At 59.3% G+C, this 14000-nt stretch carries 18 protein-coding genes; 10 read left to right on the forward strand and 8 right to left on the reverse strand.

The genetic code is table 11. The features are described 5' to 3' along the window. Positions 1 to 12: 12 nt before the first annotated feature. The 6 genes from lipB to HYX42_RS04465 all read right to left on the reverse strand — a co-directional run bounded on the left by lipB (position 13) and on the right by HYX42_RS04465 (position 4401). The gene (gene lipB, locus HYX42_RS04440) at positions 13 to 699 is read right to left on the reverse strand and encodes a lipoyl(octanoyl) transferase LipB (RefSeq protein ID WP_293400270.1); all 687 of its coding nucleotides are present in this window, start codon (positions 697 to 699) and stop codon (positions 13 to 15) included. A gap of 227 nt (positions 700 to 926) precedes the next feature. Then, positions 927 to 1247, reverse strand: a complete 321-nt coding sequence (locus HYX42_RS04445) for a DUF493 family protein (RefSeq protein ID WP_293400272.1) — start codon at positions 1245 to 1247, stop codon at positions 927 to 929. After that, positions 1244 to 2164, reverse strand: coding sequence for a D-amino acid aminotransferase (locus tag HYX42_RS04450; protein WP_293400274.1), 921 nt, complete (start codon positions 2162 to 2164; stop codon positions 1244 to 1246). The genes HYX42_RS04445 and HYX42_RS04450 overlap by 4 nt, the downstream gene beginning before the upstream one ends. 169 nt (positions 2165 to 2333) lie before the next feature. Next, positions 2334 to 2834, reverse strand: a complete 501-nt coding sequence (locus HYX42_RS04455) for a DUF2062 domain-containing protein (RefSeq protein WP_293400276.1) — start codon at positions 2832 to 2834, stop codon at positions 2334 to 2336. Continuing rightward, on the reverse strand, positions 2831 to 3940 hold the full coding sequence (locus HYX42_RS04460; RefSeq protein ID WP_293400278.1) for an MBL fold metallo-hydrolase: 1110 nt from the start codon (positions 3938 to 3940) through the stop codon (positions 2831 to 2833). The genes HYX42_RS04455 and HYX42_RS04460 overlap by 4 nt, the downstream gene beginning before the upstream one ends. Positions 3941 to 3957: 17 nt before the next feature. Next, the gene (locus tag HYX42_RS04465) at positions 3958 to 4401 is read right to left on the reverse strand and encodes a CopD family protein (RefSeq protein ID WP_293400343.1); all 444 of its coding nucleotides are present in this window, start codon (positions 4399 to 4401) and stop codon (positions 3958 to 3960) included. A 284-nt stretch (positions 4402 to 4685) separates the two neighbouring features. Here HYX42_RS04465 and HYX42_RS04470 point away from each other — a divergent pair, with 284 nt between their 5' ends. The 10 genes from HYX42_RS04470 (at position 4686) to HYX42_RS04515 (ending at position 12548) form a co-directional block, all read left to right on the forward strand. After that, positions 4686 to 5174 carry an ATP synthase subunit I gene (locus HYX42_RS04470; protein ID WP_293400345.1) on the forward strand — a complete coding sequence of 163 codons (489 nt, stop codon included), beginning with the start codon at positions 4686 to 4688 and terminating at the stop codon, positions 5172 to 5174. A 13-nt stretch (positions 5175 to 5187) separates the two neighbouring features. Continuing rightward, on the forward strand, positions 5188 to 6045 hold the full coding sequence (gene atpB / locus HYX42_RS04475; protein WP_293400280.1) for a F0F1 ATP synthase subunit A: 858 nt from the start codon (positions 5188 to 5190) through the stop codon (positions 6043 to 6045). Positions 6046 to 6120: 75 nt separating this feature from the next. After that, on the forward strand, positions 6121 to 6369 hold the full coding sequence (gene atpE, locus HYX42_RS04480) for a F0F1 ATP synthase subunit C (protein ID WP_293400282.1): 249 nt from the start codon (positions 6121 to 6123) through the stop codon (positions 6367 to 6369). A 37-nt stretch (positions 6370 to 6406) separates the two neighbouring features. Beyond that, entirely contained in the window at positions 6407 to 6877 is a 471-nt protein-coding gene (locus HYX42_RS04485; RefSeq protein WP_293400284.1) for a F0F1 ATP synthase subunit B, read from the forward strand. Between the two features lie 22 nt (positions 6878 to 6899). Continuing rightward, positions 6900 to 7430: a F0F1 ATP synthase subunit delta gene (locus tag HYX42_RS04490; RefSeq protein ID WP_293400286.1), complete on the forward strand. Its 531-nt coding sequence runs from the start codon at positions 6900 to 6902 to the stop codon at positions 7428 to 7430. 58 nt (positions 7431 to 7488) lie between these two features. After that, complete coding sequence (atpA, locus tag HYX42_RS04495; protein WP_293400288.1) at positions 7489 to 9042, forward strand: F0F1 ATP synthase subunit alpha; 1554 nt, start codon at positions 7489 to 7491, stop codon at positions 9040 to 9042. 52 nt (positions 9043 to 9094) lie between these two features. Then, a complete protein-coding gene (atpG, locus tag HYX42_RS04500) occupies positions 9095 to 9961 on the forward strand; it encodes a F0F1 ATP synthase subunit gamma (RefSeq protein WP_293400290.1) in 867 nt (288 codons plus the stop codon). A 50-nt stretch (positions 9962 to 10011) separates the two neighbouring features. Continuing rightward, on the forward strand, positions 10012 to 11415 hold the full coding sequence (atpD, locus tag HYX42_RS04505) for a F0F1 ATP synthase subunit beta (protein ID WP_293400292.1): 1404 nt from the start codon (positions 10012 to 10014) through the stop codon (positions 11413 to 11415). 25 nt (positions 11416 to 11440) lie between these two features. Next, positions 11441 to 11857 (forward strand): F0F1 ATP synthase subunit epsilon, encoded by a 417-nt coding sequence (locus HYX42_RS04510; RefSeq protein WP_293400294.1) that lies wholly within the window; start codon positions 11441 to 11443, stop codon positions 11855 to 11857. A 118-nt stretch (positions 11858 to 11975) separates the two neighbouring features. After that, entirely contained in the window at positions 11976 to 12548 is a 573-nt protein-coding gene (locus HYX42_RS04515; RefSeq protein WP_293400296.1) for a cyclic nucleotide-binding domain-containing protein, read from the forward strand. On the opposite strand, the gene HYX42_RS04520 is transcribed toward HYX42_RS04515, so the two are convergent. Both HYX42_RS04520 and HYX42_RS04525 read right to left on the reverse strand, forming a co-directional pair. Further along, a complete protein-coding gene (locus HYX42_RS04520; protein WP_293400297.1) occupies positions 12545 to 13072 on the reverse strand; it encodes a TPM domain-containing protein in 528 nt (175 codons plus the stop codon). The two genes, HYX42_RS04515 and HYX42_RS04520, sit on opposite strands and share 4 nt — an antisense overlap. A gap of 12 nt (positions 13073 to 13084) precedes the next feature. Continuing rightward, positions 13085 to 13963, reverse strand: a complete 879-nt coding sequence (locus HYX42_RS04525) for a TPM domain-containing protein (protein ID WP_293400347.1) — start codon at positions 13961 to 13963, stop codon at positions 13085 to 13087. Positions 13964 to 14000 lie beyond the last annotated feature (37 nt).

The following is a 14000-nucleotide window of genomic DNA, read 5'->3' on the forward strand; positions in this document are numbered from 1 at the left end:
GGTGGGGTGTGGTCAGGGCGCGAGGTAGGTGGCGAGCTTTTTGCCCAGCACATCCGCCGCATCCTGCCAGCTTGCCGATACACCGATTGTAGAAAGGTCTGTGGTTTTCAGGCCCGCATAGCCGCAGGGGTTGATGCGCGAGAAGGGTTCAAGGTCCATAGACACGTTCAGCGCCACCCCGTGGTAGGTGCAGTGCCGGCTGACCTTGATGCCCAAAGCAGCGATCTTTCCCAGGCCGCTAAAGGGGTCCAGCGGGTTCAGTGGGCCGGTGAGCGCAGCGTGTGAGAAAGGGTCATCGAGCCGTACATAAATGCCCGGCGAGCCCGTCACCCGATGGCCGGTGACGCCGAAATGAGCCAGCGTTTTGATCACCGACTCTTCAATCCGGTAGACGTATTCCTTGACGTAGTAACCGGCGCGCTTGAGGTCCATGAGCGGGTACGCGACCACCTGGCCCGGCCCGTGAAAGGTGACCTGGCCGCCCCTGTCAGTGTGGATAACGGGAATATCGCCCGGGTTCAGGATGTGGTCGCTCTTGCCTGCCAGGCCTTGCGTGTAGACCGGCGGGTGCTCGCAGACCCAGAGTTCGTCGGATGTGGAGGCATCCCTCGCTCTGGTGAAGGCCCGCATGGCTTCAAAGGTCGGCAGGTAGTCGACCCGGCCTTTGGCAGTGGTCTGGATGGTGAGTGGGAGCGACATGCAGGACTGTTGTTTGTTACCGGGTGGTACCTGGCCTGAAAACCCCAAAAGTTAACTTGCAACTTAACATTTTTGCTTTTGGGCTGTTTGGGGCGGTCAAAACGCCCTCAAAAAGTCCAAAAAAGCGGGAAAATGGCTCATTTCAGGCATCAAATCGGGCTGCAGGCCAATAAATACGCACGTGAGTAGCTACTGAATTTATAGCAAATTTGTCGAAATAGTGCGTTTCAAAGCACCACTTTCACCATGGGGTGCGTGCTCAGCGTGCGGTAAAGCTCGTCGAGTTGCTCGCGCGAGGTGGCTGTCACCGTCACGGTCACGCCCAGGTACTTGCCGCCCTTGCTTTCGCGCAGCTCAATGGTCGATGCATCAAAGTTGGGATCGAATTTGTGGGCAATCGCGGTGATGGCCGCAACCATGCCGTCGACCTTTTCGCCCATGACCTTGATGGGGAACTGCGAAGGGTACTCGATCAGCGATTCCTGAACCGACGATGCAGTGTCGGTCGCGCCAATGATTTTGGGTGGGGTGTCTGGTGTGGCGTTCATGTGGGGGATTCCTGCTTTGCCTTCTCAAGTTGATAGGCGTCGTACAAGCTTTTGTAAATGGGGCCGGGCCTGCCTTTTTCCAGCCCATTGCCGACCGGCTGGCCGTCGAGCAGGGTGACGGGCAGAACCTCCTTGGTGGCTGATGACAGCAGCAGTTCGTCGGCCGCCAGCACCTCGGCGCGGGTGATGCGGCGCAGCTCGAACGGGATGTTGTTGGCCCGGCACATCTCTTCCATCAGGCCATATCGGATGCCTTCAAGCACCAGTTTGTCTTTCGGTGGGCCAGAAACCTTGCCATCCTTGACGACCCAGACATTGCTGGCGGCGGCTTCGCTCAGGTAATCACCGCGGAACATCACGGTTTCAATCGCACCGGCATCAACGCTGATCTGGCGCGCAAACACCGCGCCCAGCAGGCTGGTGCTTTTGATATGGGCCTTTTCCCAGCGGAAGTCATCGGCCGTCACGCAGGCCACACCTTCGCTGCGCTGCTGCTGGCTGGGCAGCTTCATGGCGTTGGTCATCACAAATACGGTGGGGCTCAAGCCCGGCAGCATGGGGTGATCGCGCATGGCGACGCCGCGGCTGACCTGTATGTAGATGATCTGGTTGCCCGGCGATGCTGCGCCTGAGGCCCGGGCGTAGGCCGCGATGAGTTTGTCGGCGATGCTGCGCCATTGCTCCCGGGAGAGCGGGTTGGCGATGCGCAACTCGGCCAGGCTGCGCTCAAGCCGCGCCATGTGGTGGGCAAAGCGAAACAGCTTGCCCTCGTAGGCGGGCACGACTTCATAAATGCCATCACCAAAGATGAAGCCGCGGTCGAGCACACTGATTTTGGCGTCCTTGAGGGCGGTGTACTCGCCGTTGAGGTAGCACAGGCTGTCGGGAAGCGGCGGCTGGACAGGCAGTTGGGTCATGTGAAGTTGCCAATAAAACGTTGGAGGCGCCAATTGTCGCGCCTGGGATATTCGGCACCGCGCTACACGAAGTATCTGTTCCAGCGGAGCCGCAGATCCGGCTTTGCCGGTCTGCAGGCGGACGGCCCCCTCTGGGGGCAGCGACCCGCGTAGCGGCGGAGCGTGGGGGTCAACGCCCCCGGCGCTTGAACCAGATGCGCAGCCGCCAGCCGAGTTTGACGGCAATATAGGCGAAGGCTGATCCGGCAACCGCAAAAATGCCCATGCCCAGTATGGCCGGGCCGCCAAAAGAAGCCAGCCAGTCCACGATATTGTCGCCGCGGGTCAGGGGCTCCGGCGGAGGCGCATCCATGAAAAAACTGCCCGTGCGGTAGGCCAGCCACAACCAGAAACCGATGGTGAACGGGTTGGTGACAAGCGTGGCGCCGGCGGCGACCGGGATATTGCCCCGCCACCATATGCTGTGGATCACCGCGACAAGAATCTGTGCGACCGGCAGGCAAAACGCCCAGAAAATACCGATGGCCACGCCGCGTGCCACGGCCTCATGCTGCAGGTGCCACAGGCGGGGGTCCAGCACGTGGTGTGCGACGGGTTTCAGCCAGCGGCTGGTGGCCAGCGTTTCGCGGTCGGCCCAGTGGGGCTTGCCTTTTGGCTTGCGTGCCTTCATGGTTGGGGCCGGGCGGGCATTACGCGGGTTTCTCCAATGGCCATCACGCTGAACTCGGCATCCCTGAGTCCCTGTGCGGTGCGCGCGGCTGCCAGGTCTTTCGGCGCCTGGTCAAGCGACTCATCGGTCAATTCAAACGTGCCCCAGTGCACGCCGACACTGCGCCTGGCGCCCAGGTCCTTGTGGATCTGCACAGCTTCTGCCGGGTTGACATGCTGCCCGGACAGGAACCAGCGCGGCTCGTAACCGCCGACGGCGATCAGGGCGAGGTCAAAGCCGCCGCCTGTCCCGGCTGTCAGCCGGTCTGCAAAACGCGCTTTGGTATCTGCAAAATCTTTCGAATACCCGGTGTCGCCGCTGAAGTACCAGTGAAAGTCCGGCGCGAACACCGCATAGCCGCCCCACAGGGTCTGGCTGCGGTCCCAGAAACTGCGGGCTGACCAGTGCTGCACGGGCGTGAAGTTGAACTCGACGCCCCTGATGACCTGTTTGTCCCACCAGTCCATCTCGATGGTGTTGGCGATGCCAAGGTCTGTGAACCATGACTTCATGCCCAGCGGCACCAGAAAAAGCGTGGGGTTGCCAGCGGCCTTTGAACGCTCTGCAATGTTCAGCACCGATGCCTCATCGAGGTGGTCGTAGTGGTTGTGCGAGATCAGTACGACGTCAATGAGGGGCAAATCTGCCAGCGCAATGCCCGGGGGCTGCGCACGTTTGGGCCCCAGGAAGCGGAAGGGGCTGGCGCGTTCCGACAGTGCAGGGTCGGTCAGTACATTGAGCCCGCCTGCCTGCACCAGCATGGTGGCGTGACCTATCCAGGTGATGGCCGGTGGTCTGGCTGTCGCCCCCGGTGTGTTGTAGTCCCTGATGGCGGTCAGGTCTGCCACCTGCACAGGCACGGGATTGTCTGGCGGCCTGGGAAGGTTTTGTTGCCGTCGCTCGATTTGCCATTGCACCAGCTCGCTGAACTTCTTGTTGACCGAGCCGCTGTAGTTGTTTTTAAAGCCTTCTGCAGTGTGGTGAGGTTTGGCCGGGTCATGGTTCGGGTTGATTGCCGCGCAGCTCCCCAGAAGTGTGAGCAGAAGGATGGCGATGGGAAACCGCATGGAACTCCCCGCCAGCCTCACACCAGAAAGATCACGGCTGCAATGGCCATCGCACCCAGGACAAGATTGACCGTGGCCAGCGTGGCGATCTGCCCGACACGGCGTCTACCCTCCGGCCAGTCACTTGCGGCAACGGCCAGTTTGAGCCGGCGAAACGGCCCGAAATACAGGTGACCGAACAGCAGGAACATCACGAGCCCGATGCCCAGCATCAGGTGCCAGCCGATGGGGGCGTTCTTCATGCCCACGCGCAGCAGCATGGCCAGGCCTGTGAGCAGCAGGATGGCGATGGACGGCCACACCAGCGCGAAAAACCTGCGCAGCACCTGCGCGATCAGGGGCAGGCGCATGGGCGGCGCAAGTTGTCCTGCAGCGGGGCGCAGCGCAAACAGCATGAAACTGACGCCGCCCAGCCATGCGATGGCGGCGGCAATGTGCAGGAATTTCATCAGGGCGGGCATGGGGTCCTTTTTCTGGATATGAAGATCAATGCGCGCCATCGCGGCAGGCTTGAATCGGCGATTTCACCCATTGTGAACGAGGCTGCATGCGCCCGTCTGTCAGAGGGCATGCCATGCCCATTCAAACCGTGATTGAGGGTTTTTCGGGACCTTAGCGGGTTTCTACGTATAATCAGGGGCTTTGCTAAATACGGCTGGCACTGCCGGTTCGCAACTGCCCTGTAACCTTCCTGTAATTTGTGATGAACAAAATAGAAGACCCGGCAAATACGAATACGGCGGCCATGGCAGACAGATGGTCTGCAGGCGCTGATGCAGCGGATTCGGGCGAAGCGGCTTTCCGGCCGCTGACCCGTGATGAAGCGCAGAGGCTAAGGCTGAGCAGTCCTTCAATATCACCCTGGGTGGTATTGGCAGGCCAGTTGGCAACCGGGGTCATTGTGGCGCTGGTGGCCTGGGGCCTGACAGGCCGGCAAAGCACCGGTTGGTCCGCCTTGTATGGCGCGCTGGCGGTGGTTATACCGGGGGCCCTGTTTGCCCGTGGTTTGATGAGCAAGGTGGCGTCCATGAATGCGGGCGCTGCAGTAGCCGGGTTTTTCCTCTGGGAAATGGTCAAGATCGGCATGGTGATTGCCATGCTGTTTGCCGCGCCCCGGCTGGTTTCGGATTTGAGCTGGCCGGTCATGCTGGTTGGCCTGGTGGTGACGATGAAGGTGGTCTGGCTGGTGCTCCTGCTCCAGCCGAGGCTGAAAAAGTTAAGCGTAATCAATTAAAGAGACTTGAGAGATGGCCGAATCTTCCGGAAACGCTTTGACCGCTGGTGAGTACATTGGCCACCACCTGGTCCATCTGCAGAACAAGGCTGCAAAGCAAACCAGCATTGTTGATTTCAGCTACTTCAATCTCGACACCATTTTCTGGTCCATCGCCCTCGGCGTGATCGGCCTCTTTGTCATGTGGCGCGTCGCCAAAAGTGTGCATTCCGGCGTGCCCGGCCGCATGCAGGCTGCCGTTGAAATCCTGCTTGAAATGGTGGACAGCCAGGCCAGGGGCATTGTCAAGAATGCTGAATCCCGCAAGATGGTCGGCCCGCTGGCGCTGACCGTGTTTGTCTGGATTTTCCTGATGAACTCGATGGACTTTTTGCCTGTCGACCTGTTCCACAGCATCTTCGCCGCCACCGGCCTCGACCACACCATCCATTACTTCCGTGTTGTGCCAACCGCCGACCTCTCGGCCACACTGGGCATGTCTTGCGGCGTGTTGCTGGTCTGCCTCTACTACAACATCAAGATCAAGGGCATTGGCGGCTGGGTTCATGAGCTGTTTTCTGCCCCGTTCGGCGACAAGTGGTTTCTCTATCCCGTCAACTTCCTGATGCAGATGATTGAATTCGCTGCCAAGACGGTGTCCCACGGCCTGCGACTCTTCGGCAACATGTATGCCGGCGAACTCCTCTTCATGCTGATCGCCCTGATGGGTGCTGTCGGCTTCGGTTCTGCTACCGGCATTTTCCTGTTTATCGGCCATGTGCTGGCAGGTACCGGCTGGGCCATCTTCCACATCCTGATTGTTGCGCTGCAAGCGTTTATTTTCATGATGTTGACGCTGGTGTATGTGGGCCAGGCCCACGATCACCATTGATTCGCTGAATCAGTTTTCTTTCGGTTTCGGTTTTCTTTTATTTTTGTTAGTTAGTTAAATCCATAGGAGCATTAAATGGAACACGTACTCGGTTTTGTCGCTTTGGCCGCTGGCCTGATCATTGGCCTGGGCGCTGTCGGCGCATGTATCGGCATCGGCATCATGGGTAGCAAATACCTTGAAGCAGCTGCACGCCAGCCAGAACTGATGAACGAACTGCAAACCAAGATGTTCTTGCTGGCCGGTCTGATCGACGCGGCTTTCCTGATCGGCGTTGGTATCGCCATGCTGTTCGCATTCGCGAACCCGTTTGTCCTCAAGTAATCCGCCTTTCCAGACATCAACCTAGAGAGGTGCTGCTGTGAGTATTAACTCCACATTCTTTGCGCAGCTCGTTGTGTTTGCGATCCTGGTGCTGTTCACGATGAAATTCGTGTGGCCCCCGATTGCAGCCGCCCTCGACGAACGCGCCCGGAAGATCGCCGACGGCCTCGCCGCTGCCGATAAAGCCAAGTCCGAACTCTCCGTTGCCAACAAGCGCGTGGAAGAAGAACTGGCGAAATCGCGCAACGAGTCCGCCACGCGTCTGGCCGAGGCCGAGCGCCGTGCGCAAGCCATGATTGAAGAAGCCAAGGCAAAAGCAACCGAAGAGGGCAGCAAGATCATTGCGGCCGCCAGGGTTGAGGCTGAGCAGCAGACCGTCAAGGCTCGCGAAACCCTGCGTGATCAGGTTGCCGCGCTGGCCGTCAAGGGTGCTGAGCAGATCCTGCGCAAGGAAGTCAATGCCGGTGTGCATGCCGACTTGCTGGGTCGCCTGAAGACTGAACTTTGACTGAAACGAAGCGAGCATCAACATGGCCGAACTAGCCACCATTGCGCGTCCTTACGCTGAAGCATTGTTCAAGACTGCTGGCGGTGACCTTGCTGGTACCGCTGTGTGGCTCGACGGGCTCGCGGCGATTGCCTCGAATGCGCAACTGCAGCAGTACGCCGACAACCCCAGCGTGACTTCTGCCCAGGCGTTTGAAGTGATTGCAGGTGTTGCCGGTGGCAAGCTGCCCGAGGCCGCCAAAAATTTCCTGCGCGCCGTGATTGACAACGGGCGCATCAGTGTCCTGCCGGAAATCGCCAGCCAGTTCCGCGTCCTTAAAAACGCGCAGAGCGGCTCGTCCGACGCTACTGTCTACAGCGCTTTCGCGCTGGAAGGCGCCGCGTTGGCCGATCTGGCTGCAACGCTGGAAAAACGCTTTGGCAAGAAGCTCAACCTCAAGGTCGAGCTGGAGCCCGAGTTGATAGGCGGCGTACGTGTCGTGGTGGGTGACGAGGTGCTGGACACCTCGGTCAAAGCCCGTTTAGAGCAAATGAAAGTAGCGCTGATTTCCTGATTTGCCTTGTGCAAGCCCTGAAGTTCTCGCCAATAACCGAAGAAAGAAGGAAAGAGTCATGCAACTCAATCCCGCAGAAATTTCTGAACTGATCAAGAGCCGTATCGAAGGCCTGACTGCCAGCAGCGACATCCGTAACCAGGGCACCGTGGTGTCCGTTACCGACGGTATCGTGCGTATCCACGGCCTGTCCGATGTGATGCAGGGCGAGATGCTGGAATTCCCGGCGACCGCCGACGGCACGCCAACCTATGGCTTGGCACTGAACCTGGAGCGCGACTCCGTCGGTTCCGTGATTCTGGGTGAGTACGAGCACATCGCTGAAGGTGACACCGTCAAGTGCACGGGCCGGATTCTCGAAGTGCCTGTCGGCCCTGAACTGCTTGGCCGTGTGGTCAATGCACTCGGCCAGCCTATCGACGGCAAGGGTCCGATCAATGCCAAGCTCACCGACGTGATCGAAAAGGTCGCACCCGGCGTGATCGCCCGTAAATCCGTTGACCAGCCCCTGCAGACCGGCCTGAAGTCCATCGACTCCATGGTTCCCGTCGGCCGCGGCCAGCGCGAACTGATCATCGGCGACCGCCAGACCGGCAAGACTGCCGTCGCGATTGACGCCATCATCAACCAGAAGGGCAAGGGCGTTTCTTGCGTCTATGTCGCCATCGGCCAGAAAGCTTCTTCCATCAAGAACGTTGTGCGTTCGCTGGAGCAGGCCGGTGCAATGGAATACACCATTGTGGTTGCTGCATCTGCTTCCGAATCGGCTGCAATGCAGTATGTGAGCGCCTACTCGGGCTGCACCATGGGCGAGTACTTCCGCGACCGCGGTGAAGACGCGCTGATTGTGTATGACGATCTGTCCAAGCAGGCCGTGGCTTACCGCCAGGTTTCGCTGCTGCTGCGCCGTCCACCAGGACGTGAAGCCTATCCCGGCGACGTGTTCTATCTCCACAGCCGTCTGCTTGAGCGCGCAGCACGCGTGAACGAAAAATACGTTGAAGATTTCACCAAGGGCGCAGTAAAGGGCAAGACCGGTTCGTTGACCGCATTGCCGATCATTGAGACCCAGGCCGGTGACGTGTCCGCTTTCGTTCCGACCAACGTGATCTCGATTACCGACGGCCAGATCTTCCTGGAAACCAGCCTGTTCAACGCCGGTATCCGTCCTGCAATCAACGCCGGTATCTCGGTGTCCCGCGTCGGTGGCGCTGCACAGACCAAGCTGATCAAGAACCTGTCTGGCGGTATTCGTACCGATCTGGCCCAGTACCGTGAACTGGCTGCGTTTGCGCAGTTCGCTTCCGACCTGGATGAAGCCACCCGCAAGCAGCTCGACCGCGGTGCCCGCGTGACCGAATTGCTCAAGCAGGCCCAGTACTCGCCACTGTCGATTTCCAACATGGCCGCCACGTTGTTTGCAGTGAACAAGGGCTTCATGGATGACATCGAAGTCAAGAAGGTGCTGGCGTTCGAATCCGGGCTGCACAGCTACCTCAAGGACAAGCATGCTGCACTGATGGCCAAGCTGGAAGCCAACAAGGCCATGGACAAGGATGCCGAAGCTGAACTGGCTACCGCAGCTGCCGCATTCAAGAAGTCCTTCGCCTGAGTCGGCCTGAAAATATCAAAGCCCAGGGCTTAGAAACCATTTAGGACCAAATATGGCAGCAGGCAAGGAAATACGCGGCAAGATCAAGTCGGTGGAAAACACCAAAAAGATCACCAAAGCCATGGAAATGGTGGCGGCCTCCAAAATGCGCAAGGCGCAGGAACGGATGCGTGCCGCACGTCCTTATAGCGACAAGATCCGCAACATCGCCGCCAACCTGGCGCAAGCCAACCCCGAATACACCCATGCGTTCATGGAGTCCAACGACACCAAAACAACCGGGTTTATCGTGGTGACAACCGACAAGGGCCTGTGCGGTGGTTTGAACACCAACGTGCTGCGCGCCTTGACCGTCAAGCTCAAGGAGTTGCAGGCGGCCGGTGAAGATGCCCAGGCTGTGGCCATCGGCAACAAGGGCTTCAGCTTCCTGAACCGCATCGGCGCCAAGGTGATCTCGCATGTGACGCAGCTGGGCGACAAGCCCCACCTTGACGCGCTGATCGGGCCAGTCAAGGTTCTGCTCGATGCCTACAGCGAAGGCAAGATCAAGGCGGTCTATCTCTGTTACACCAAGTTCGTCAATACCATGCGCCAGGAACCGGTGGTTGAGCAGTTGCTGCCACTGACGGCAGCCCACATGCAGGCCGACAAGGACCAGCATGGCTGGGACTACATCTATGAGCCTGATGCACAGACGGTAATTGACGATTTGCTGGTTCGCTATGTTGAAGCGCTGGTCTACCAGGCTGTCGCGGAAAACATGGCTTCGGAGCAGTCGGCGCGGATGGTGGCCATGAAGGCCGCAACCGACAATGCTGGCAGCGTTATTGGCGAACTCAAGCTGGTTTACAACAAGACGCGTCAGGCGGCGATCACGAAAGAACTTTCGGAAATCGTCGCAGGTGCTGCAGCGGTTTAAGCCGCGCCGCCCAGATTTACAAGATTTAAAGAACGGAAAAGGATCCAGTCATGGCTCAAGCTCAAGGCAAGATTGTTCAGTGTATCGGCGCGGTGGTTGACGTTGAATTCGCGCGCGACCAGATGCCGAAGATTTATGACGCGCTCAAGATGGAAGGCTCCGCGCTGACCCTTGAAGTGCAACAGCAGCTGGGTGACGGCATCGTGCGTACCATCGCACTGGGCACGTCTGATGGCCTGCGCCGCGGCAACATGGTGTACAACACCGGTGCCAACATCACTGTGCCAGTCGGCAAGGCAACCCTTGGCCGCATCATGGACGTGCTGGGTGCCCCGATTGACGAGCGTGGCCCGGTCGACCAGACCCTGACCGCTCCGATCCACCGCAAGGCTCCTGCTTACGACGAACTCAGCCCTTCACAGGAACTGCTGGAAACCGGCATCAAGGTGATTGACCTGGTTTGCCCGTTCGCCAAAGGCGGCAAGGTGGGCCTGTTCGGTGGCGCCGGCGTCGGCAAGACCGTGAACATGATGGAACTCATCAACAACATCGCCAAGGCGCACTCGGGTCTGTCCGTGTTTGCCGGTGTGGGTGAGCGTACCCGCGAAGGCAATGACTTCTATCACGAGATGGCCGACTCCGGCGTGGTGAATCTCGAGAACCTTGGCGAGTCCAAGGTCGCGATGGTTTACGGCCAGATGAACGAGCCCCCAGGAAACCGTCTGCGCGTGGCGCTGACTGGCCTGACGATTGCCGAATCCTTCCGTGACGAAGGCCGTGACGTGCTGTTCTTCGTTGACAACATCTACCGTTACACGCTGGCGGGTACCGAAGTGTCGGCGCTGCTGGGCCGTATGCCTTCCGCCGTGGGTTACCAGCCGACGCTGGCCGAAGAAATGGGCCGCCTGCAAGAGCGTATTACCTCGACCAAGGTTGGTTCCATCACTTCCATCCAGGCCGTTTACGTTCCTGCCGATGACTTGACTGACCCGTCACCTGCCACGACCTTTGCCCACCTGGATTCCACCGTGGTGCTTTCGCGTGACATCGCTTCGCTGGGTATCTATCCTGCAGTTGACCCGCTTGATTCGACCAGCCGCCAGCTTGACCCGAACGTCGTCGGTGAAGACCACTACGCAACGGCCCGCGCCGTACAGGGCACCCTGCAGCGCTACAAGGAATTGCGCGACATTATTGCGATTCTGGGCATGGACGAACTGGCCCCCGAAGACAAGCTGGCCGTGGCCCGCGCCCGCAAGATCCAGCGTTTCCTGTCGCAGCCTTTCCACGTTGCTGAAGTGTTCACCGGTTCACCCGGCAAGTACGTCAGCCTTGCAGAAACCATTCGCGGCTTCAAGATGATTGTTGCCGGTGAGTGTGATCACCTGCCGGAACAGGCTTTCTATATGGTCGGCACGATTGACGAAGCGTTCGAAAAGGCCAAGAAGGTTTAAGGGCTAGCGCCTCGAAAGGACTGCCATGTCAACCATTCACGTCGACGTTGTATCTGCAGAAGAATCCATCTTCTCGGGCGAAGCCAAATTTGTGGCCCTGCCTGGTGAGGCTGGCGAACTCGGCATATATCCGCGTCACACCCCGCTGATCACCCGCATCAAACCAGGTGCCGTGCGTATTGAAAAAGCCGATGGCACTGAAGAGTTTGTATTTGTAGCCGGTGGTTTGCTGGAAGTTCAGCCCAATACCGTCACCGTGTTGTCCGATACCGCCATCCGCGGCAAGGATCTCGACGAAGCCAAGGCCGTGGCTGCCAAGGCTGCGGCCGAAGAGGCGCTGAAAAATGCCAAAAGCGATATTGATATCGCCATGGCGCAGTCCGAACTGGCCGTCATGGCCGCCCAGATTGCGGCTTTGCGCAAGTACCGCCAGAAAAAATAATATGCCCGGCGCCATTGAGCGCACGACATACGAGCCCTGCCCTCCCGGCGGGGCTTTTTTTTGCCCGGAATAAGCGTCTGATGTGCACCCTGACAGGCCGCCCTCCTACAATCGGTGAATGCTTTTTTCCAGACTCACCGGTCCTTTCAGGGACAGCAACAAGGAGAAGGCCGCGCAGTTGCTGATCACCAACACGGCACTGGCCGATCTGAGCCTGCCCGACGCGCGCGTGGTGGTGAATGCAATGGTGCTCCGTCGCGTCCAGCATGGCGTGGTGCTCATCAAGGAAGGTGAGGGCACGCATACCGACTTCATGATGCTGATTCTCGACGGTGAAGTGCTGGTTGACAACGAACTGACGTCCATGGACGACAGTATGGTGATGTCAGTCATTGGCTCCGGCAGCCTGATTGGCGAGATGGGTGTGCTGGATGGTGCGCCGCGCTCTGCCACCTGCACTGCGACAACGGATCTTGCGGTGGCAGTGCTGTCGCGAGAAGCATTGCTTGTGCTGATCAAAACCAATCCGGCGGTGTCGGCACGCCTGATGCTGGCGATTTCCAAACGGCTGTCCGACCGGCTGCGTGAGGCCAACCGAAAGATCAGGACGTTGGGCGGGCTCAGCCGGGCATTGCAGCAGGAGCTGGATGCGGCTCACCATACCGGCGGCAGCCTGGTACCCAAGGGTTAGCCCAGGACCGGTTCGTCGGGCAGTCCACCAGATCCTCCCGGGTTTTCCACAACAGGAAAATGCCGGACCAGGACGGCAGTCACCTCGCCCAGGGCCTGCGTCAGGCCATCTTCAAATCGGCCATCCGCAAAAGCCGAGCCCATGCGTTTCGTCATGGCTTGCCATTCTTCCGGCCCGACGTGTTGGTTGAGGCCGCGGTCCGCAACGATCTCGATGGCCCGCTCTGCCAGTTGCAGGTAAATCAGGACGCCGTTATTGTGTTCCGTGTCCCAGATACGGAGCTTGCTGAACATCATCACCGCGCGCTGGTGTACAAGCTGTGCCATCGTCACATGTTTGTCCATGCGCCAGAGGTAACTCATCGGCAATGAGGCTTCAACGCATATGCGTATCTGGCCGCTGTGGCGCCCTTCGCTTGCAGCGGTGCGCCTGGCCAGTCGGAGCAGCATATCGGGCGGGATGGCTCGCCTGGCATCGGAGGCATCAAGCCAGAGGTGTTTGAGCATGCGCTGTGGTTTGTTCATGTTCTGATAACCCTACCAGTCCCCGGAAGCGCCACCGCCGCCAAAGTCACCACCGCCTCCGCTGCTGAAGCCCCCGGAAGAGCTGCCGCCGCTGCTGAATCCGCCACCACCGCTCCAGCCCGTGCCTCCGCCAGAACCCCACCCGGAAGATCCGCGCCCACGTCCGCCGAGTGAGCCGAGGCTGGCTATCAAGCCAAAGACCATGCCGACAATTCCTGCGCCTATTGCCAGCAAAAGACTACTGGTAAAAATCCAGGCCATGACGCCTGTGATGCCGCCGGTCGCAAAAGCACCGCCTTTGCGCCCGAACATGCCGGACAGCAGGCGCGCACCAATGGGCACCGCAAAAAACAGGAAAACTGCGAGATCACCCCACTGGAAGCCATCGTTGCCGGACTGCTTTCCGGCCGCCTCAGGCAAGGGCAGGTTTTCACCGCTGATGCGGGCCATCAACTGATCGACCGCAGAACCAAGGCCGCCTGCAAAATCGCCTTCCTTGAAGCGGGGTGTGATGGCCCTGTCAATGATCTGTCGGGCGGCCAGATCCGGAATCGCGCCCTCCAGCGCCTTCGCAGTGGCGATGCGAACCTTGCGGTCGTTTTTGGCCACAACCAGCAGCAAGCCGTCCCCCACATCTTTACGCCCAATCTTCCAGCTGTCACCGACACGCTGCGCATAGCCTGTAATGTCTTCGGGTTGCGTGGTGGACACCATCAGCACCACAATCTGCGTCCCGCGGCTGGCTTCAAATGCTGTCAGTTTCGTTTCCAGCGCCTGCTTTTGTGACGAATCCAGCGTGCCCGTGGTGTCAATGACATGAGCAGTCAAAGCCGGGACTGCCACCAGGTCCTGCGCGCGGGCAGTTTGAATCAGCGCCAACCAGCCCGGCAGGACACACAGCCATAGAGCCGCCCAAAAGGCTGCCGTC

The organism is Polaromonas sp. (assembly GCF_016185115.1).
Lineage (GTDB): Bacteria > Pseudomonadota > Gammaproteobacteria > Burkholderiales > Burkholderiaceae_C > Polaromonas.

Coding starts and splice junctions, on each gene's coding strand:
- HYX42_RS04455 (WP_293400276.1), bottom strand. CDS start 2,834: ATGAAGGCACGCAAGCCAAAAGGCAAGCCCCACTGGGCCGACCGCGAA.
- HYX42_RS04465 (WP_293400343.1), bottom strand. CDS start 4,401: ATGCCCGCCCTGATGAAATTCCTGCACATTGCCGCCGCCATCGCATGG.
- HYX42_RS04470 (WP_293400345.1), top strand. CDS start 4,686: ATGGCAGACAGATGGTCTGCAGGCGCTGATGCAGCGGATTCGGGCGAA.
- atpB (WP_293400280.1), top strand. CDS start 5,188: ATGGCCGAATCTTCCGGAAACGCTTTGACCGCTGGTGAGTACATTGGC.
- HYX42_RS04510 (WP_293400294.1), top strand. CDS start 11,441: ATGTCAACCATTCACGTCGACGTTGTATCTGCAGAAGAATCCATCTTC.
- lipB (WP_293400270.1), bottom strand. CDS start 699: ATGTCGCTCCCACTCACCATCCAGACCACTGCCAAAGGCCGGGTCGAC.
- HYX42_RS04490 (WP_293400286.1), top strand. CDS start 6,900: ATGGCCGAACTAGCCACCATTGCGCGTCCTTACGCTGAAGCATTGTTC.
- atpA (WP_293400288.1), top strand. CDS start 7,489: ATGCAACTCAATCCCGCAGAAATTTCTGAACTGATCAAGAGCCGTATC.
- HYX42_RS04450 (WP_293400274.1), bottom strand. CDS start 2,164: ATGACCCAACTGCCTGTCCAGCCGCCGCTTCCCGACAGCCTGTGCTAC.
- atpD (WP_293400292.1), top strand. CDS start 10,012: ATGGCTCAAGCTCAAGGCAAGATTGTTCAGTGTATCGGCGCGGTGGTT.
- HYX42_RS04520 (WP_293400297.1), bottom strand. CDS start 13,072: ATGAACAAACCACAGCGCATGCTCAAACACCTCTGGCTTGATGCCTCC.
- HYX42_RS04460 (WP_293400278.1), bottom strand. CDS start 3,940: ATGCGGTTTCCCATCGCCATCCTTCTGCTCACACTTCTGGGGAGCTGC.
- HYX42_RS04515 (WP_293400296.1), top strand. CDS start 11,976: ATGCTTTTTTCCAGACTCACCGGTCCTTTCAGGGACAGCAACAAGGAG.
- atpE (WP_293400282.1), top strand. CDS start 6,121: ATGGAACACGTACTCGGTTTTGTCGCTTTGGCCGCTGGCCTGATCATT.
- HYX42_RS04445 (WP_293400272.1), bottom strand. CDS start 1,247: ATGAACGCCACACCAGACACCCCACCCAAAATCATTGGCGCGACCGAC.
- atpG (WP_293400290.1), top strand. CDS start 9,095: ATGGCAGCAGGCAAGGAAATACGCGGCAAGATCAAGTCGGTGGAAAAC.